Annotated in this window: 16 protein-coding genes; 6 read left to right on the forward strand and 10 right to left on the reverse strand. The window is 71.8% G+C overall.

The genetic code is table 11. The features are described from left to right. Positions 1–2: 2 nt before the first annotated feature. The 3 genes from SACCYDRAFT_RS14345 to SACCYDRAFT_RS14355 all read right to left on the reverse strand — a co-directional run bounded on the left by SACCYDRAFT_RS14345 (position 3) and on the right by SACCYDRAFT_RS14355 (position 4,738). Positions 3–1,175 (reverse strand): MFS transporter, encoded by a 1,173-nt coding sequence (locus SACCYDRAFT_RS14345; protein ID WP_005457143.1) that lies wholly within the window; start codon positions 1,173–1,175, stop codon positions 3–5. Between the two features lie 163 nt (positions 1,176–1,338). Beyond that, on the reverse strand, positions 1,339–3,300 hold the full coding sequence (locus SACCYDRAFT_RS14350; protein ID WP_005457145.1) for a VWA domain-containing protein: 1,962 nt from the start codon (positions 3,298–3,300) through the stop codon (positions 1,339–1,341). A gap of 16 nt (positions 3,301–3,316) precedes the next feature. Continuing rightward, positions 3,317–4,738, reverse strand: a complete 1,422-nt coding sequence (locus SACCYDRAFT_RS14355) for an ATP-binding protein (protein WP_005457147.1) — start codon at positions 4,736–4,738, stop codon at positions 3,317–3,319. Positions 4,739–4,805: 67 nt separating this feature from the next. Between SACCYDRAFT_RS14355 and SACCYDRAFT_RS14360 the strand changes: the two genes are divergently transcribed. Beyond that, a complete protein-coding gene (locus SACCYDRAFT_RS14360) occupies positions 4,806–5,615 on the forward strand; it encodes a hypothetical protein (protein ID WP_005457148.1) in 810 nt (269 codons plus the stop codon). A gap of 95 nt (positions 5,616–5,710) precedes the next feature. Beyond that, the gene (locus SACCYDRAFT_RS14365; protein WP_043536498.1) at positions 5,711–8,032 is read left to right on the forward strand and encodes a M20/M25/M40 family metallo-hydrolase; all 2,322 of its coding nucleotides are present in this window, start codon (positions 5,711–5,713) and stop codon (positions 8,030–8,032) included. Here the strand turns inward: SACCYDRAFT_RS14365 and SACCYDRAFT_RS14370 are convergent. Continuing rightward, positions 8,020–9,078 carry a ferrochelatase gene (locus SACCYDRAFT_RS14370; RefSeq protein WP_005457151.1) on the reverse strand — a complete coding sequence of 353 codons (1,059 nt, stop codon included), beginning with the start codon at positions 9,076–9,078 and terminating at the stop codon, positions 8,020–8,022. The two genes, SACCYDRAFT_RS14365 and SACCYDRAFT_RS14370, sit on opposite strands and share 13 nt — an antisense overlap. A gap of 114 nt (positions 9,079–9,192) precedes the next feature. Between SACCYDRAFT_RS14370 and SACCYDRAFT_RS14375 the strand changes: the two genes are divergently transcribed. Then, positions 9,193–9,768: a TetR/AcrR family transcriptional regulator gene (locus SACCYDRAFT_RS14375; protein ID WP_005457153.1), complete on the forward strand. Its 576-nt coding sequence runs from the start codon at positions 9,193–9,195 to the stop codon at positions 9,766–9,768. 21 nt (positions 9,769–9,789) lie between these two features. Here SACCYDRAFT_RS14375 and fabI read toward each other — a convergent pair whose 3' ends face one another. Beyond that, positions 9,790–10,557, reverse strand: a complete 768-nt coding sequence (gene fabI / locus SACCYDRAFT_RS14380) for an enoyl-ACP reductase FabI (RefSeq protein ID WP_005457155.1) — start codon at positions 10,555–10,557, stop codon at positions 9,790–9,792. 46 nt (positions 10,558–10,603) lie between these two features. Continuing rightward, the gene (gene fabG, locus SACCYDRAFT_RS14385) at positions 10,604–11,308 is read right to left on the reverse strand and encodes a beta-ketoacyl-ACP reductase (RefSeq protein ID WP_005457156.1); all 705 of its coding nucleotides are present in this window, start codon (positions 11,306–11,308) and stop codon (positions 10,604–10,606) included. 149 nt (positions 11,309–11,457) lie between these two features. On the opposite strand from fabG, the gene SACCYDRAFT_RS14390 reads away from it, so the two are divergent. Continuing rightward, on the forward strand, positions 11,458–11,934 hold the full coding sequence (locus SACCYDRAFT_RS14390; RefSeq protein WP_043536501.1) for a tRNA (cytidine(34)-2'-O)-methyltransferase: 477 nt from the start codon (positions 11,458–11,460) through the stop codon (positions 11,932–11,934). Positions 11,935–11,939: 5 nt separating this feature from the next. Here SACCYDRAFT_RS14390 and SACCYDRAFT_RS14395 read toward each other — a convergent pair whose 3' ends face one another. The 4 genes from SACCYDRAFT_RS14395 to mobA form a co-directional block, all read right to left on the reverse strand. Beyond that, positions 11,940–12,920, reverse strand: coding sequence for a VWA domain-containing protein (locus SACCYDRAFT_RS14395; RefSeq protein ID WP_005457159.1), 981 nt, complete (start codon positions 12,918–12,920; stop codon positions 11,940–11,942). Next, entirely contained in the window at positions 12,917–13,867 is a 951-nt protein-coding gene (locus tag SACCYDRAFT_RS14400) for a DUF58 domain-containing protein (protein ID WP_005457161.1), read from the reverse strand. The genes SACCYDRAFT_RS14395 and SACCYDRAFT_RS14400 overlap by 4 nt, the downstream gene beginning before the upstream one ends. 9 nt (positions 13,868–13,876) lie before the next feature. Further along, positions 13,877–14,914 (reverse strand): AAA family ATPase, encoded by a 1,038-nt coding sequence (locus SACCYDRAFT_RS14405; protein ID WP_005457163.1) that lies wholly within the window; start codon positions 14,912–14,914, stop codon positions 13,877–13,879. Between the two features lie 128 nt (positions 14,915–15,042). Next, positions 15,043–15,618, reverse strand: coding sequence for a molybdenum cofactor guanylyltransferase (mobA, locus tag SACCYDRAFT_RS14410; RefSeq protein ID WP_043536503.1), 576 nt, complete (start codon positions 15,616–15,618; stop codon positions 15,043–15,045). 162 nt (positions 15,619–15,780) lie between these two features. Here mobA and SACCYDRAFT_RS14415 point away from each other — a divergent pair, with 162 nt between their 5' ends. Continuing rightward, a complete protein-coding gene (locus SACCYDRAFT_RS14415) occupies positions 15,781–16,272 on the forward strand; it encodes a hypothetical protein (protein ID WP_005457166.1) in 492 nt (163 codons plus the stop codon). Positions 16,273–16,276: 4 nt separating this feature from the next. Further along, positions 16,277–17,716, forward strand: a complete 1,440-nt coding sequence (locus SACCYDRAFT_RS14420) for a hypothetical protein (RefSeq protein ID WP_005457168.1) — start codon at positions 16,277–16,279, stop codon at positions 17,714–17,716. Positions 17,717–17,753 lie beyond the last annotated feature (37 nt).

Below are 17,753 nucleotides of genomic sequence, written 5' to 3' on the forward strand. Positions count from 1 at the left end.
CGTCAACCCAAAGTTGACGTCTGTCTCGCGGATCGCCGTGCCGCGACGAACAACCCCAACGCCACCAGCCCTGCTGCCGCCACCACCACGGGAAGCTGGGCCAGGCCACCGGCGCCGAGCACGGCGCCGCCGATCGCGCCTCCCGCCGCTACGCCGAGATACGTGCCTGACGTGTTGAGTGCGAGCGCCTGCGTGGCGACCGGACCCGACAACATGTGAAGACGCGCCTGCACCGCGGGGGAGTTCCAGAAAGCCGCGCCGCCCCACACCGCCACCACCGGCAGCAACACCGCGAGTGAGGCCGGGCGCCACGGCCACAGCGCGAGCAGCGCCGCCATCGAAGCCACGAACGCCGCCACACCGGCGACCAGGGTCCGGTCAGGACCCCATCGGTCGGTCGCCGCACCTCCCGCCCAGATCCCGACCATCCCCGCTATCCCCGACACCGCGAAGAGCACGCCGCGCTCCCCCGGTCCGGCGTCCGCCAGTGCCCCGACGTACGGCGCGAGGTAGGTCAGCACCATCATCGAGCCGAGCATGAGAACGAGGTTCGCGGCGAGCCCGAGGGACACGGCAGGCCGGGCCAGGATGGCGAGCTGGCGCCGCACCGGCAGTGCCTCCCGCACACCCTTCTGGCGCGGAAGCACGAGAACGGCCGCCGCCCCGAAGACCGCCCCTGCGACGGCCATGAGAGCGAACGTGGCTCGCCACCCGAACGCTCCGCCGACCCACGTGCCCACGGGCACACCCACCGCGATCGCACCGGTCACCCCGAAGGCCACCACCGCGACGTAACGGCCCACGCGCTCGGGCGGCGCGAGGGAGGCCGCCGTGCCGAACAACACCGGTGTCGCGGCGGCGGCCGCCAGAGCGGCGAGCACCCGCAGGGCCAACAGCAGCGGATACCCGGGAGCCAGCGCGGCCAGCACGTTGGCGGCCGTGAACACCACCGCCGCCGCCCCCAGCAACGCACGGCCTGGAACGCGTGCGGCACCGACCGCGATGACCGGTGAGGCGATCGCGACGGTCAACGAGAAAGCCGTCACCAACTGCCCTGCCTTCGCGGCGCTCACACCGAGGTCGCCGGCGATCTCCGGGATGACGCCTGCGATGACGTAGTCGTCGGTGTAGAAGACGAGCGCACCCGCCCCCAGGACGAGAAGCCAGATCGGCACGCGGTGCACCCTACAAGCGCTGCCGGACGGCCACACTCGAATTTCGTGTCAGCCACCCGCCTCGGTGTCCACGGCTGACGCACCGAGCGGGAAGCCGCGTCCGGGAAGTGCGAACACGCGCACGAGAAGTGCGGGCACGCGTGCACAGGCTGCGGACACGGGGTCAGCGGGTTCGGCGGTGCCGGAGGTAGTCCCCCACGACCGCCGCGCCGAGGCCGTCGGGATCGGGCGCCACGACCCGGCCGCCGGCCCGGCGTGCCAACAGGTCCACGAACGCCGCCAGTCTCTCCTCGTCGCCCAGGCGGAACACGGTGAACGCCGCACCCAGCTTCGCGATCCGGTCCACCTCGGACAGTGTCTTCCCCAGCGTGCGAGGACTGGGAGGGTAGGCGAACTCGGCCACGCCGTCGGGTTCGAGGTGCGCCGTCGGTTCCCCGTCCGTGACCAGCAGGACCACGGGCGTGGCGCCGGGATGACGCCTGAGGTGGCGTTCGGCGAGCAGCAGCGCGTGGTGGGCGTTGGTGCCCTGTTCCCAGGTGCCCTCCAGGCCCACGAGCTCGCCGATCCGCACCGACTGCGCGTAGCGGCCGAACGTCACGACCTCCAGCGCGTCACCGCGGAACCGGGTCGAGACCAGATGGTGCAGCGCCAGCGCCGTTCGCTTCATGGGAAGCCACCGGCCTTCCGCCACCATCGACCACGACGTGTCCACACACAGCGCCACCGCCGCCCTGGCGCGGTGTTCGGTCTCGGTGACCTCCACGTCGGACACGTCGAGCCGGACTCGTCCGGAGCCGTCGGCCGCTGCCGTGCGCAGCACGGCGTTGCGCACCGTCTGCGGGACGGCCCACGGTTCGCTGTCCCCGAACTCCCACGGCCGGGTGGACCCGGTGGGCTCCCCCGCCGCACCCGCCGACGCGGTGTCGCGCCGACCGGTCCGGGTGCGCAGGGAACGGACGACGTCGGCGAGCGCGGTCTCCCCGAGCCTGCGCAGCGCCCTCGGCGTGAGCCGCAGTGCCCCGTCGGGGGCGTGTTCGAACATCCCCTGTTCCCGCAGTTCGCGCTCCAGTTCGGAGAGCCTGCGCGCGGCGACGGCGGCGTCGGGGCCGAGTTGCCGTCGCAGCGCCTCGACGTCGATGTCCTCGAGCCTCGCACCGGGATAGCCCTGGGAGAGCTGCTCGGCCAACGCGTCCAGTTCGGAGAGATCGGTCATCGCCCGGGCGCCGTCGGCCAGGCCCAGCGGGTCGTTCCCCCGGAACCGGGCGGACGATGTCCAGTCCTGCCGGGGCCGCAGGGCACGGAGCGACTCGTCGAGCTGGGACAGCTGCTGGGCGATGCGGGGGTCCCCGAACGCCTGCTGCGACAGCTCGGCCAACTCCTGTCGCTGCTCCGGCGTCATCGAGTTCAGCATCCGCTGAGCCGCCGCGGAGCGAGCGGCGAGCACGTCGATCAGCTCCTCGATGTTCCGGGGATTCTCCGGGAAGAACTCGCCGTGCCTGCGCATGAACTCGGCGAACCGCTGTTCCACGTCGCCGAAGCCCTGGGCGTGCGCGGCGAGCAACGCGTTCAGGTCGGCCAGCATGCGGTTGACGCGCTCCACGTCCTCCGGGGACGTCGACCGCAGCGCCTCGGCCATCCCCTCGAACCGCGACCGCAACAACTGCTGTCCCAGGAGTTCGCGGATGCGCTCGTAGTCGCGTCGCCCGGTCTCGGTGACCCACTCGTAGTCGGCGAGTTCGCTCACGGCGGCGGCCGTGCCGGAGGGCAGGGCGTCGAGCTGGGCTTCCCGGAACCGGGCCTCGTCGGACGGATCGGCGAACGCGGCGCGCCGTTCGGCCGCCACGGCCTCGTCGAGCAGCCGCCGCACCTCCTGCAGTGTGCCGTCGAGCCGGTGCCTGCGCTGGATCTCCGAACGGCGTTGCCACAGGCGCCGCGTCAGCTCGTCCAGGCCCGGGGTCGACCGGGTGCCACGACGTAGCAGCTCGTCGAGCGCCGACCGTGGGGACGCGCCCGACATGACGTCGGAGCCGATCTCGTCGACCGCCTCGCGCAGGTCGGTCGGCGGGGCGAGTGGATCGGGCCCGCCGTGGTAGGGACCGTACGAATAGGACTCGGGAAGGGTCATGCCCCTCTCCCCTCGGTCACGGGCCGTACACCGTGGTGGCACCGTCGGCGTCCTTGGCGACGCGGCGGGCCAGGTACAGCGCTTCCAGGGCGAGTTCGACGCCCGCCGCGATGCGGGGGGCGGGGTCGTCGGCCGACACGCCCGCCCGCTGCGCCACCTCGTGCAGGACCGGCAGTTCGGGCAGTGCCGCGAGCAGCTCGGCTCCGGTCACCCGCTCGCCGGTGGCGACGAGGTGCCCGTCGGCCACCGTGTCCGCGAGGGGACGCAGGTCAAGGCCCGCGAAGGTCTCGCTGGCGGTCTCGGCGACGGCGCGCCGCAGCAGGTGGGTGAGATGTTCGGTCTCGCGCCCCTCCTCACCCGGTTCGAACTCGACCTTGCCGCGCAGCACGCCGGGTACGGCTTCCAGGTCGACGGGCCGGGCGACGGCGGGCTGCTCGCCGGTGAGCGCGGAGCGTCGCAGTGCGGCGGCGGCCACCGTCTCGGCCGCGGCGACGGCGAACCGCGCCGACACGCCCGACCGCTGGTCCACCACAGTCGAGGCGCGCAGGTTCCGCACGAACCTGGCGAGCACCGACAGCAGCGGATCACCGACCTCGGCCACCAGCCGGGCCTCCTGCTTCACCACCTCCACCTCGGCGGTGACGTCGAGCGGGTAGTGGGTGCGCACCTCGGCGCCGAACCGGTCCTTCAGCGGCGTGATGATCCGCCCGCGGTTCGTGTAGTCCTCGGGGTTGGCGGTGGCGACCAGGAGCACGTCGAGCGGTAACCGGAGCGTGTAACCGCGAATCTGGACGTCCCGCTCCTCCATGACGTTCAACAGGGCGACCTGGATGCGCTCGGCGAGGTCGGGCAGTTCGTTCACGGCGACGATACCGCGATGGGCCCTGGGCACGAGCCCGTAGTGGATCGTCTCCGGATCGCCGAGACTACGGCCTTCGGCGACGCGCACCGGATCGACGTCGCCGATGAGGTCACCGACGGAGGTGTCCGGCGTGGCGAGTTTCTCGGTGTAGCGCGCCGACCGGTGCACCCACGCCACCGGCAGCTCGTCGCCGAGTTCGTCGGCGCGGCGCCGCGAGACGGGGGTGATGGGCGCGAGCGGGTGTTCGGCGAGCTCGGACCCCTCGATGACGGGCGTCCACTCGTCGAGCAGACCGGCGAGGGTTCGCAGCACCCGGGTCTTGCCCTGGCCCCGCTCACCGAGCAGGATCACGTCGTGCCCGGCCAGCAGCGCGCGTTCGAGCTGCGGCAGCACGGTGCGGGAGAAGCCGACGATTCCCGGCCACGGGTTCTCACCGGCTCGCAGCGCGGCCAGCAGGTTGTCGTGGACCTCGGACTTCACACTCCGGGGCCGGTACCCGGCGGCCCGCAGCTCTCCTGCGGTGCGGGGCAGGTCGGCGGGCGGCTGGGGACGGAACGGGGACTCCTGAGACGTCACAGCGACGACGCTACTGCCGGTTCCGCCACACGTCGACGTGGCCCCGGTCCGGGTAGGCTCGGGCCTCGTGTGTTGTCCCAGTGCGACTCTCGCCGTGTGGTCCTCCGCCTGGCTGTCCGGCGCCGCCGCCTCCGACGACGTGCTCGACGCTCTCGGCGCGTGGGGGGAGGCCCACGAGGTGGTGGCTCACGACGAGGCCACCGCCGAGGTGTTCGACGTGCCGGTGAGCGGTGAGGTCCCCGCCCCGCCCGCGCGGCTGCTGGGTGCGCTGCGACGGCTCGGAACCACCGACGGCCGCCTGGTGCTGCCGGTCGCGGGCGACGTGCGCGGTCTCGGCGCGGGCGGGCCGTTCGCCTCGGCCGCCCTGCGGGCGGGTGAGGCTCTCGTGTTCGCCGACCTCGGCTTCGGCGTGGTGCCGCAGCACGTCGCCGAAGGGCTGTGGCGCTGGACGGTGTTCACCCTGACCGGCCACCCGCTGTCGGGGACGCCCGCACCCGAGTACGTGCCGCTCGGCGAGGCCGAGCACGGGCTCACCGAGGCGGTGCGCGAGAGCGCGGGAACCCTGCGGGCTCTCGACGTGGCACGCGACCGCCCTGGCGTGCGGGCGGAGTTGTCGGCGCGGCTGCGCTCCCGCCCACGTCCCGAGTGGCCGCCCGGGATGCCGGGCCGGGCACTGCGGGTGCTGCAGCGCGCCGAGGAGATCGGGGCGATTCTCGGGCTCGCGCAGGCCGACGAGCCGGGCGGTGCGGTGTCGGCGTCGGCGGCGGCGCGCAGAGCTGAGGCCCTGCGCCCGCTGGGCGACGCGGTACGGCGGGCCCGCTGTGCCGCCGTGAACGAGGCGGTCCGGCTGTTCGCCCGAACGTCCGAGACGTCCTAGGACCACGGCAGCCGCGCGATTTCTGCGGTAAACCACACCCCTTTGTGCGGTCGGCCCCATGGGAGTGAGCCCGCGATCTTCATAACGTCACCCGGGTGATCGCACGACTGGTCGATGTTCCCCGGCGGATCGCCGCCGGGTTTCTTGCAGTGCTCGCCGTGGTGCTCGCGGCATGGGTGTCCGTCGCCGCGGACAGCAGCGTCCCTCCACCGAAGGGCGAGGACGCCCCGCCCGAAGTGTTCAGTGCCGAGCGCGCCCTTCACCACCTGCACAACCTCGCCACCGCTGCCCGACCCATAGGGAGCCAGGCGAGCCGCCAGACCGAGGACGAACTCGTGCGGCAACTGCGTGGTCTCGGACTGTCCGTGGAGGTGCAACGCTCCGTAGGCACCCGCCGCGCCGCCGGACTCGCGACGTTCGGACGGGTGGACAACATCATCGCCACGCTGCCCGGTACGGACTCGACGGGCGTGGTCGTGCTCACCGCACACCACGACTCGGCGGCGATGGGGCCGGGTGCCGCCGACGACGGGGCGGCCGTGGCTGCCGCTCTCGAAACCGCACGAGCACTGGTGCACGGCGGCGAGCCGCTCCGCAACGACCTCGTCGTCCTGCTGACCGACGGCGAGGAGGACGGCGCGCTGGGCGCCGACGCCTTCGTCCGGCACCACGCGCTCGCCAGGCGCGACGGCGTAGTACTGAACTTCGAGGCGCGGGGCGTCGGCGGCCCTTCGACGTTGTTCGAGACGTCGGACGGCAACGCCACCTTGGTGAAGACCGTGCACGAGGTCGTCCCCCACGCTCGCGGCAACTCCACGCTGGTGCAACTGTACCGGCTGCTCCCCAACAACACCGACTTCACACCGTTGACACGGGCAGGCTTCTCCGGGCTGAACTTCGCGTTCTTCCACGAGGCGTCGCGCTACCACACCGCACAGGACACCGTGGAACGTCTCGACCCGGCAAGCCTGCAACACCACGGCACCACCATGCTCTCGCTGGCTCGCGCGTTGGGTGACGCCGACCTCACCACGATCGAAGCCACCCACGACGTGACCTACTTCCCGCTGCTGGGAACCACGGTGCGGTATCCGGACACCGTGGCGGTCCCCCTCGCGGTGGGGGCCTGCGGGTTGGTGGTGTTCCTCGGCTGGCTCGTCCGGCGCCGAAGGCTGGCCACAGTGCCGAGGATGCTGCTCGGCGCTGCCTCGGCCATCGTGCCGATCGTCGCCGCCGCTGTGGGCGCTCAGGCGCTGTGGCTGGTTCTGGTGTCGCTGCGCCCCGGATACAGCCTGATGGGCGGGCTGCTCCACGAACCCGTTGCCTTCGAGGCCACCCTGCTGGTCCTCACCGCCGCGAGCCTGTTCACGTGGTACGTCCCGCTGCGCGGGAGACTGGGCCCCTCGGCGCTCACCGTGGGGGCGCTGTGCTGGCCCGCTCTGCTCGGCGTGGGCTTCGGGTGGTTCGCGCCGAGCGCGGCCTACGTGTTCACCGTGCCCGCGATCGTGTCGGCACTCGCGGCGATCATCGCGCTCGCCGTGGGGAAACGTCCGTTGTGGTCGGTGATCTCACTCGTCGTCGGAGCGGCGGTCTCGACCGCCGTGCTCGTCGCGCTGGCCCACACTGCCCTGCTCGGAATGGGGTACGCGCTCGCGGGCGTTCCCGCCGTGCTCCTGGCCGTGTGGGGTCTCACTCTGCTCCCGCTCGCCGACTGGTTCCTGCGGCAATCGGGACAACGCCCCGGCCTCGGCACCCGGCTGGGAGTACCGGCGGTCGCGGTGCCCCTTGTCGTCGCCTCGGTCGCCGCAGGCCTGGTGGAGAACGAGCCGGGCAGCGAGAACCCCGTCCGCTCACACCTCGCGTACGTGCTCGACGCCGATGCGGACGTGGCGAAGTGGGTGAGCGGCGAGCAGGAGCCGACGGACTGGACGCGCCGGCACGTCGCCGAGCGTGGCCCCTCAGGGCTGCCGCCCGGCTACGCCCGAGGTGAACTCTGGACCGGTCCGGCGCCCGTGATCGACGTCGAAGGACCGGACGTGACCGTGTCCGGACGTACGGCGGACACACTCACCCTGCACGTCGATTCGGTCCGCGACGCCACCTCTGTGATCCTCAGGTTCGACCGGCCGATCACCGAGGTCACGGCACGCACCGGAACCGCACCACCGGCCACGGTCCAGGTCACCGGCATCAGGGCGAACACCTGGCCAGGCGAGGTACGGTTCCGCGACCTGCCGCCCTCGGGGGTGGAACTGACCGTGCGTACCGCACCGGGCGACCAGTTACGGGTCACCGCCATCGACGAAACCCGCGGTCTGGACGTGGTCCCCGGGTTCCTCCCGCGCCCACCACACGTGGTCGCGGGTACGCGGGAGGACGGCGACGTCGTCGCGGTGGCGCGGACCTACGCGTTCTGAGGTTCGGCCGCCACGGGGCGCTTGGCGGGTTCGCAGCAGCGGGTCGCGCAAGGCGCTCCGTTGGCGGTGTCGCCCCCCGCGACGAGGGTGGACAGCTTGCGCACCGGTGCGTTCTCCGTCTGCTCACGCACCAGCTCGACGACGAGCCGCGCGAACCTCGGGTCGGCGTTCGGCGTGGCCGAACGAGCGAAACCCATACCGAGCTCGGCGGCCTTGTCCGCGGCCTCGTTGTCGAGGTCCCAGATCACTTCGAGGTGGTCGGAGACGAACCCGATCGGGCAGCACACCACCGCGCGCACGCCGTCGCCGTGCAGCGCCTCGATGTGGTCTACGATGTCCGGCTCCAGCCACGGCACCTGCGGCGGACCGGACCGCGACTGCCACACGACGTCGTACGCTTCGGCGCCCACCTGCTCGGCCACCAGTCGTGACGCCTCGGCGACCTGGCGGGAGTAGCGGTTGCCGCCCTCCTCGGGCGGCCCGGACGCGGCGTCGGCCGCCGTCGGCACCGAGTGCGCAGTGAAGACCAGCCGCGCCCCGGGGTCGCCCACCTGCTCGTACGCCGCACGGACGGCGTCGGCGACGGCCTCGACGAACAGCGGGTGGTCGAAGAACTGACGCAACTTCACCAGTTGCGGTGCCCTCTGCCCGACGGCGGCGCGGGCCCGCAGGATGTCCTCGTCGTACTGTCGGCACGCCGAGTAGCCGCCGTAGGCGCTGGTGGCGAACACGAGGGCGCGCTCGACACCGTCCGCGGCCATCCGCTCCACGGTGTCCTCCACCATGGGATGCCAGTTGCGGTTTCCGAAGTAGACGGGCAGGTCGAGCCCCTGCGCGGCCAGTTCTCGCTCGACCGCCGCGATGGCCTCGCGGTTCAGCCGGTTGATCGGGGACACCCCGCCGAAGTGGTGGTAGTGCTCGGCGACCTCGGCGAGCCGCTCCGGCGGCACACCCCGGCCGCGGGTGACGTTCTCCAGAAACGGCATGACGTCGTCCGGTCCCTCGGGCCCACCGAACGACAGCCACAGCAACGCGTCGTAGTTCACGCGCCCATCCTCCCGCCGTCGCCCGGCCGTCGCAGAGCGGGGTCGACCGGTCGCGACGCCCGTCTCACCGCGGACCGCGGCCTGGCCGGACTGCCGGGCACGTAAAGTCGTCGTATGCCACGTCCGCGGGAGTTCGACGAGGGAACGGCTGTCGCAGGCGCGCTGCGCGCCTTCCGCACCGCCGGTTACGAGGCCACCTCGACGCAGGAGTTGTGCGAGGCCACCGGCCTCGGTCGCAGCAGCGTGTACAACGCCTTCGGCAGCAAGCACGCACTGTTCCGGCGCGCCTTGCAACGCTACTTCGAGGACACGATGCGGCACTACCGCGCGTTGTTCGACGAGCAGAGGTCCGCGCGCGAGACCTTCCGCGCGGTGTTCGCGGGCGTGGTGGAGGACGAGGCGCAACCGGGTGCCTGCGGCTGCTTCGCCGTGAACACCGCCAGCGAACTCGGCGGTCGCGACCCGGTGATCACCGAGGACCTCCGCAGGCACGGCGAGCAACTGGTCGCCCTCTACACCGAAGTCGTCAGGCGCGGGCAACGCGACGGCGAGATCGATCCCGATGCCGATCCCAAAGCGGTGGCGGAGTACGTGCACGCCGTCGTCGGTGGCCTGCGGGTGCTCGCCCGTAACGGGTTCGACCGCACGGCGATGGAGAACGTCGTCGAGAGGGCGCTCACCGCGTTGTGAGGCGCCCTCCCGAGCAGGGGCTCACTGTCCGGTGGCGTGCACTCCGCCGTCGACCCACACCATCGAGCCCGTGGTGGCGGGCAGCCAGTCCGAGAGCAGCGCGCAGATGCTCTTCGCGACCGGGGTGGGGTCGGTGGTGTCCCATCCGAGTGGCGCCCGGTCGCCCCAACCCTCCTCCAGTTCGACGAAACCGGGGATGGACTTGGCGGCCATCGTCTTCACCGGGCCCGCCGCGACGAGGTTCACCCGGATGCCCTGCGGACCGAGGTCGCGGGCCAGGTAGCGGTTGACCGACTCCAGCGCCGCCTTCGCCACGCCCATCCAGTTGTAGGCGGGCCACGCCATCCGGGCGTCGAAGTCCATGCCGACGATCGAGCTGCCCCGGGTCAGCAGCGGCAGCACGGCGGCGGCGAGCGCCTTGTACGAGTACGCCGAGATCTCGACCGCGGTGCTGACGTCCTCGGCGGGAGCGTCCATGAACGGCGCGCCGAGGCAGGTCGGCGGGGCGTATGCGATCGAGTGCAGCACCCCGTCGAGCCCGTCGACGTGCTCCCGCACCCGGTCGGCCAGCGTGTCCAGGTGCTCGGAGTTCTGGACGTCGAGTTCCAGCACGGGCGCGGGCTCGGGCAGGCGCTTGGCGATGCGCTCGACCAGGGACATCCGCCCGAAACCGGTGAGCACCACCTGTGCGCCCTGTTCCTGCGCCGTCTTCGCGGCGTGGAACGCGATCGACGCGTCGGTGATCACGCCCGTGATGAGCAGGCGCTTGCCTTCGAGCAGTCCGGACACAGCTGTCCTCCAGTTCCGGGGTTGGGTGGTGGGAAAGGCGGGAAGTTCAGTGGCCCATGCCGAGGCCGCCGTCCACGGGCAGCACGGCACCGTTGACGTAGGCGGCCTCGTCGGAGGCGAGGAACCGCACGGCGTGCGCCACCTCGGCGGGCTCGCCGTAACGGGCCGCCGGGATCCGCTCCAGGGCAGTGGCCCGCTGCTCGTCGGTCAGTTCGTTCGTCATGTCGGTGACGATGAAGCCGGGGGCCACGACGTTGGCCGTGATGTTGCGCGACCCGAGTTCGCGGGTCAGCGAGCGGGCGAGCCCCACGAGTCCGGCCTTGCTGGCGGCGTAGTTCACCTGTCCCGCTCCCCCGATCAGGCCGATGACCGAGGAGATGAACACGAACCGGCCCCACTTCGCGCGCAGCATGCCCCGCGACGCGCGCTTGGCCACGCGGTAGGCACCGGTCAGGTTGGCGTCGAGAACCCGGGTGAACTGCTCCTCGCTCATGCGCATCAGGAGCGTGTCGTCGGTGACGCCGGCGTTGGACACCAGTACCTCCACCGGACCCTGGTGTTCCTCGACCTGCTTGAACGCGGTGTCCACCTGCTCGGTGTCGGTGACGTCCGCCTGCACGCCGAACAGCCCCTCCGGGGCGCCGGAACCGCGGTGGGTCACCGCCACCCGGTGGCCCGCGTCGGCGAGCTCCCGCGCGATCGCCAGACCGATACCGCGATTGCCGCCCGTGACCAGAACGGACCGTCCCACGTGATTACTCCTCATGCCGCGATGCGTGTTCCTGCTGCGCCGAGGTTATCCGCTCGCTTCCTGCCACGCTGCGGCAGGGACCGGTGACCGGTGAGCCGGCCGGGACCACCCGGCGCGACCGCACGAGCGCGGCACGAGAGAATCGGCCCGTGTTCCGGATCGTGTTCTTCCACCCCGAGATTCCAGGCAACACCGGCAACGCGATCCGGCTGGCTGCCAACACCGGCTGCGAACTGCACCTGATCGAGCCGCTCGGGTTCTCGCTGGAGGACCGCTACCTCCGTCGCGCCGGCCTCGACTACCACGACCTCGCACACGTCCGGGTCCACCGCGACCTCGCCGCCGCCTGGGAGGCTCTGGACCCGGTGCACGTCTACGCGTTCACGACGCGGGCGCGCAGCAGGCACACCGACGTCTCCTACGCCGAGGGCGACGTGCTGCTGTTCGGACCCGAGTCGGTGGGCCTGCCGGACGACGTGCTGGCCGACGAGCGGATCACCGAACGGGTTCGCCTGCCCATGCTGCCGACCTCGCGCTCGCTCAACCTCACCAACACGGCCTCGATCGCCGTGTACGAGGCATGGCGGCAGCACGATTTCCGCGGCTCCGGTCCCGCCGCGAGTTAGGGGGCCTACGGCAGGCGCTGGCCGATGAGCAGCGAACTCACGGCCGCGCCGATCAGCGCGATGGTGCCGAGCGCCACCCACGGCCTGCTGGCGTCGACCTCCTTGGTCTCGTACCCGATCTGCTCGCCGAGGTCGTCGTAGACCTTCTTGAGCTCCTCGGCGGTGGCGGCCTTGTAGAAGTCACCCCCGGACAGTCGGGCGATCTCCCGCATGGACGTGTCGTCGACCTCCACGGGGACACGCTTGCCCTCGATGTCCACGCTGCCGTACGACGTCCCGAACGAGATCGTGGTCACGGGGATGCTCTTCTGCTTGGCCACCCCGGCGGCGGTGAAGGCACCCCTCGGTGCGTACTCGTCCTGGGGCACGGTCTGCTTGCCGTCGGTCATGAGAACGATGTGCGCGGGCGGGGGCTCTTCGGCGCCGCCGACCACGGCGGAGAAGCTCTCGATCGACTGGATCGCCGCGAAGATCCCCTCGCCCGTGGCGGTGGACTGTGCGAGTTTGAGGTTCTCGATCGCGTGAACGACGCCCTCGCGTTCGGTGGTGGGGGCCACGAGGACGGTCGCCGTTCCGGCGAACGAGATGAGGCCGAGGTTCACCCCGGGGGTGAGGTTCTGCGCGAACGAGCGTGCGGCGTCCTGTGCGGCCCGCAGCCGGGTCGGCTGGACGTCGGTGGCCTCCATCGACAGCGACACGTCGACCACCAGCATCACCGTGGCGCGGTTGCGCGGCACCTTCTCCTCGGCGGTGGGTCCCGCCAGCGCGAACGTCAGCAGCAGCAGCGACACCACGAGCAGCGAGGCCGGCACGTGCCGCACGCGCCCCTGACTGCGCGGCGCGACCCTTTCGAGCAGTTCCAGGTTGGTGAACCGCATGGTGCGCCTGCGGCGCGACCGCAGCGCGAGCACGTAACCCGCGACCAGTGCCGCGATCACCAGCACCAGCAGGAACCACCACGGCGCGGAGAATCCCGACACACTCATGAGGCAGCCCCCGACCACCCTCGCTTACGACCCACGACGAACCGGACCACGTCGGCGATCCAGTCGGAATCCGTGCGCAACACCAGATGCCCCGCCCCCGCCTGCCGGATCACCCGCGCGACCTCGGCGCGATGGGCGCCCGCCGCGGCGGCGAACTCCTTGCGCAGCAGCGCCGAGACGTGCACCTCGCGTTGCCGCCCCGTCTCTGGGTCGGCGAGCACCACCGAACCCACCTCGGGCAGGTCGACGTCGCGCGGATCGAGCACCTCCACGGCCAGCAGTTCGTGCCGCGCCGACAGCGCGCGCAGGGGCCGTTCCCAGGTGACGGGGCCGAGGAAGTCCGACACGACGACCACGAGACCCCTCCTGCGTGGCGGGCGGCGCAGCTTGTCCACGAGCGTGGCGAGATCACCGCGCGTGCCCTCCTCCGCACGTGGCAGCGTCGCGACGCGACGCACGAGGTCACGCGCGTGGCCCAGCCCGCCGCGGGGCGGGACGCGCACCGTTTCGGCACCGTTGGACAGCAGCGCGCCGATCCGGTTCCCACCACCTCCGGTCAGGTGGGCGACGGCCGCGACGGCGCACACCACGAGATCGCGCTTCTCGCACACGGCCGTGCCGAAGTCCAGGCTCGGGGACAGGTCGGCGACCACCCACGTCTCCAGCTCGCGGTCGGCGACCGTCTCACGGACGTGCGGGGTGGTGGTCCGGGCGGTGACGGCCCAGTCCATCCTCCGCACGTCGTCGCCGGGCTGGTACGGCCGCGCCTCCCCGGGTTCGGAACCCGGGCCGGGCACGAGCCCCAGATGGTTGCCCTGAAGGAGACCGTCGAGCCGCCGCCGCACGTCCAGCTCGAGGGTGCGCAGCCCCGCCTCCAGCCGGTCGCCACGCAGGATCGGGGGCGCCCACGCGGGCCGGTCCCCTCTGACGTCGCTTCGTTCGATCATGGCCGCCCGTTACCTGCCGGGCACACCTGCCGCCACGGCGGGCCCCGTGCCCGGCCCCTGCGGCCGGGCCGACACCTGAGGCAGCGGAACAGCCTGCAGTACGCGGTTGACGATGTGGTCCAGCGGCACACCGTCGGCCAGCGCGTCGTAGGAGAGCACGAGCCGGTGCCGGAGCACGTCCGGCACGATGTCCACCACGTCCTGCGGAAGCACGTAGTCCCGTCCGCGCACCAGTGCCAGCGCCCGCGCACCGGAGATGATGCCCAGGCTCGCGCGCGGCGAGGCACCGTAGGAGACCCAGCCCGCGACGTCCGCGAGCCCGTGCTCACCCGGCTTGCGCGTGGCCAGCACCAGCCGCACGACGTAGTCGACGAGCGAGTGGTGGACGAAGACCTGCGAGGCGACGTCCTGGAGCCGCACGAGCTCGTCGGGACTGAGCACCTGCTGGGGTTCCGGCGGCGTCACACCCATCCGGTAGACGATCTCGCGTTCCTCCTCCGCCGACGGGTACTCGACGACGATCTTGAAGAGGAAGCGGTCGCGCTGCGCCTCCGGCAGCGGGTAGACACCCTCGTTCTCGATGGGGTTCTGGGTCGCCAGCACGAGGAACGGGTGTGGCATGGGGAAGGTCTCGCCGCCGATCGACACGTGCCGCTCGGCCATGACCTCCAGCATCGCCGACTGCACCTTGGCGGGTGCGCGGTTGATCTCGTCGGCGAGCACGAAGTTGGCCACGACGGGCCCGAGCTCGACGTCGAACTTCTCGCTCGACTGCCGGTAGATCCGCGTGCCCAGGATGTCGGCGGGCACGAGGTCGGGCGTGAACTGCACGCGGGAGAAGGACCCGCCCACCACACGGGCGAACGTCTCGACCGCGAGCGTCTTCGCGACACCGGGCACACCTTCGAGCAGCAGATGCCCCTTGGCCAGCAGACCCACCAGCATGCGCTCGACAAGCCGGTCCTGCCCGACGATGACGCGCTTCACCTCGAACACGGTGCGCTCCAGCAACTGCGCGTCCCGCGCCGGGGTGCCGGGCTCGGTCACACCTACCTCCTCGCTGGCGACCTTTGGTGCGTGCCCCGTGACCGTACCGGGTGCCGGAGCTCGGCTGATCACGACCGTGTCAGGCCAAGCAAACACCTCCGCCGGTGTGACGGCTGTGAAGCTCTCGGTCAGGGGCGCAGGTCGTCCGGGCTGTCCACGTCGTGGGCCTCGCCCGCGAGCGCTGGGACCTCCACAATGGACGACGCTCCCAGGGTGCCACGCAACGACGCGCCACGGGGATCGGCCGGCACGGCCGTGTCGAGCGACCGCCTGCGCCACACACCGACGAGCCACTGCCTTCGCCCGTCCGCGTCCACGAGCACGGCACCGTCCGCCTCCTCGTCCGAGTCCAGGGCGGCCACCAACCGAGTGATTGTGTTCGACGTCACACCCGCCAGGTCGGCGGCGAGCACCGCGACGGTGTCGACGCGGTGCTCGAGCACGGCGAGCGCGGCGGCCAGCCCCGCGACCGGACCTGAGCCCGGTGGTTCCTCCCGCGTCCAGCGCACACCCGGTAGTCCCTCGCGCCGGGGGCCGACGACGACCACCGGGTCGACGTCACGCAGAGCCTCGACCACCCGGTGCAACAGCGGGGTCCCTCCGACTCGGAGCATCGCCTTGTCCACCCCGCCCATCCGGCGTGCCGCTCCTCCGGCGAGCACGATCCCGGCCGGTCGCGGGCGCTCGGATCGAGGGTCGGTCACTACTCCACCAGCCGGGTGACGTGGGGTGTCGGCTCGCCGTAGCGTACCGGGACGACACGGACGGGGCCGCCCGGGAACGACGGCCTCCACCGTCCGATCGTCACCCAGAACCAGCGACACGGCGGGCCGGCGGCCACGACAGCGACCGACAGGGGGAACGACATGCGTTCAGTGACCCGGTGGGGAGCGGCGAGTCGGGCGGTCGCCGGTTGGAGCGCGCTCGCCGTGGTCGGCCTCGCCGTCACGGTCGTCGGCACGTTCCTGCCGTGGCTGGCGTCGGGTTCCGTGGAGCGCGACAGCTACGCGGCTGCCGCGGTGATCGAGCATGTGCTCGTACCAGGCCCCGCCGTCGAACTGGCGCTGCGTGCCTGGAGCGGCGTCGTGATCGCCACGACGCTCGGCGTGGCCCTGATCGTGCTGGCTCTGTGGCGCACCGCCGCGGTCCTCACCGCGATGATCGGGCTCACAGTGGGAACCGTCGCGGCAGTGGTCACCGTCCAAGTCCCCGACGTGGCCGGGTTGATCAGGATCACGCCTGTCGGCCCGGTGACCGCGACAACCGGCTCGGTCCTCGCGCTCCTCGGCGGACTCGGACTGTTCCTCGCGGCCCGTCGAGCAGGACGACACACCCAGAACGAGATCCAGGACAGGTGACGCAGTGAGCACGCCTGAGTTCGGACAACAGTGGCCCCCACAGACGCCACAGCCGCCACAGCCGCCACCGGACCCCCACTCGCAGGGCTCACCGGGGGCGCCCGCGGCCCCGCAGTACGGCCAGCCCGGACCGGTGCAGCCTCCGCAGTACGGAGTCCAGCACCACGGAGGCGCCCAGTACACGCAGCCTCAGCCGGGCGTCGTGCTGCCCGGCTCGCAACCGCCGCAGCGCGGGCGCAAGCGAGGCCTGGTGGTGGGCCTCGTCGTGGCACTCGTGCTCGCCCTGGGCGGTGGCGCGACGTGGTGGGTGCTGTCGGAGCGCGAGTCGGTGGCCTCGGGCGCGAGCACCCCCGAGGAGGCGGCGAGCCGACTGATCAACGCGCTGGGCAACGGTGACCTGCTGGGTGTCGCGCAGTCCCTGGTTCCCGGTGAGGCCTCCGCACTCGGAGACCAGCTGCAGGACGGTGTGGACGAGCTCAAGCGGCTCGGCATGCTGAGCCCGGACGCCGATCCGTCGGCGTTCTCCGGCATCAGCCTCACCGCGAAGAACCTGGTCTTCGACACCGAGGCCACCGAACGCGTCAACGACCGCCTGGCCATCACGAAGCTCACCGGCGGCACGCTCACCGTCGAGGCGAACCTCGCGGAACTACCGCTGGAGCAGGAGTACCTCGACGCGATGGTCGCCGCCGCGGGCGGAGCGGGCGCGACGTCCGGAAGCCAGACCTTCGACATCGGCACACTCGTCCGGCAGTCGGGTGCCCCCATCCGCATCGCGACCGTGAACGTGGACGGCGAGTGGTACCCGAGCCTCTTCCACACCATCGCCGACAACGCCCTCGCCTCGGAGGGACTGTCGTGGCCGCAGGAGTCGATCCCGGCCCGCGGCGCCGACTCTCCCACCGAGGCCGTGCGCCAGCTCGTGCAGGCGGCCTTCGACGCCGATCTGAACCGGGTGATCGAGTTGCTGCCGCCCGACGAGATGGCCGTCCTGCACGACGTGGGCCCGCTGCTGGTGGACGCCCTCGCCTCCGAGGGCGCGACGCCGTCCGGCATCAAGGTCGTCGACCTGCGGACGGAGAACACCCCGGTCACCAACGGCACCCGGGCGACGCTCACCGCGCTGACTCTGGAGGCCCCCGGCAAGGGACGGTTGTCCGTCACCAAGGACGGCGGCTGCTACGACCTCACGGCCCCGGAGGGCTCCCAGCGCTTCTGCGGCGCCGACCTGGCGCAGGCGATCGTCGAGAACGCCGGTCCCGACGTCCCCGTCGCCGGAATCGGGCGGACCATGGAGGTGCTGGCCGAACAGGGTCTCGGCGTGGTCACCACCGAGGTCGACGGCAAACACTACGTCAGCCCGCTGCGCACCTACGGCGAGTTCGGCCTGGGCCTCTACCGCGAACTCACCCCGGAGGAGTTCAGGGCGATGCTGCCCGGCTGACCGACGAGACGATCACGGGCCCGGCTACCACACCTCG

It is taken from the genome of Saccharomonospora cyanea NA-134 (assembly GCF_000244975.1).
Taxonomy (GTDB): domain Bacteria; phylum Actinomycetota; class Actinomycetes; order Mycobacteriales; family Pseudonocardiaceae; genus Saccharomonospora; species Saccharomonospora cyanea.

Excerpts from the sequence above, each read along its gene's own strand:
- SACCYDRAFT_RS14350 (WP_005457145.1), bottom strand. The coding sequence starts at position 3,300 with ATGACCCTTCCCGAGTCCTATTCGTACGGTCCCTACCACGGCGGGCCC.
- SACCYDRAFT_RS14375 (WP_005457153.1), top strand. The coding sequence starts at position 9,193 with ATGCCACGTCCGCGGGAGTTCGACGAGGGAACGGCTGTCGCAGGCGCG.
- SACCYDRAFT_RS14395 (WP_005457159.1), bottom strand. The coding sequence starts at position 12,920 with ATGAGTGTGTCGGGATTCTCCGCGCCGTGGTGGTTCCTGCTGGTGCTG.
- SACCYDRAFT_RS14400 (WP_005457161.1), bottom strand. The coding sequence starts at position 13,867 with ATGATCGAACGAAGCGACGTCAGAGGGGACCGGCCCGCGTGGGCGCCC.
- SACCYDRAFT_RS14415 (WP_005457166.1), top strand. The coding sequence starts at position 15,781 with ATGCGTTCAGTGACCCGGTGGGGAGCGGCGAGTCGGGCGGTCGCCGGT.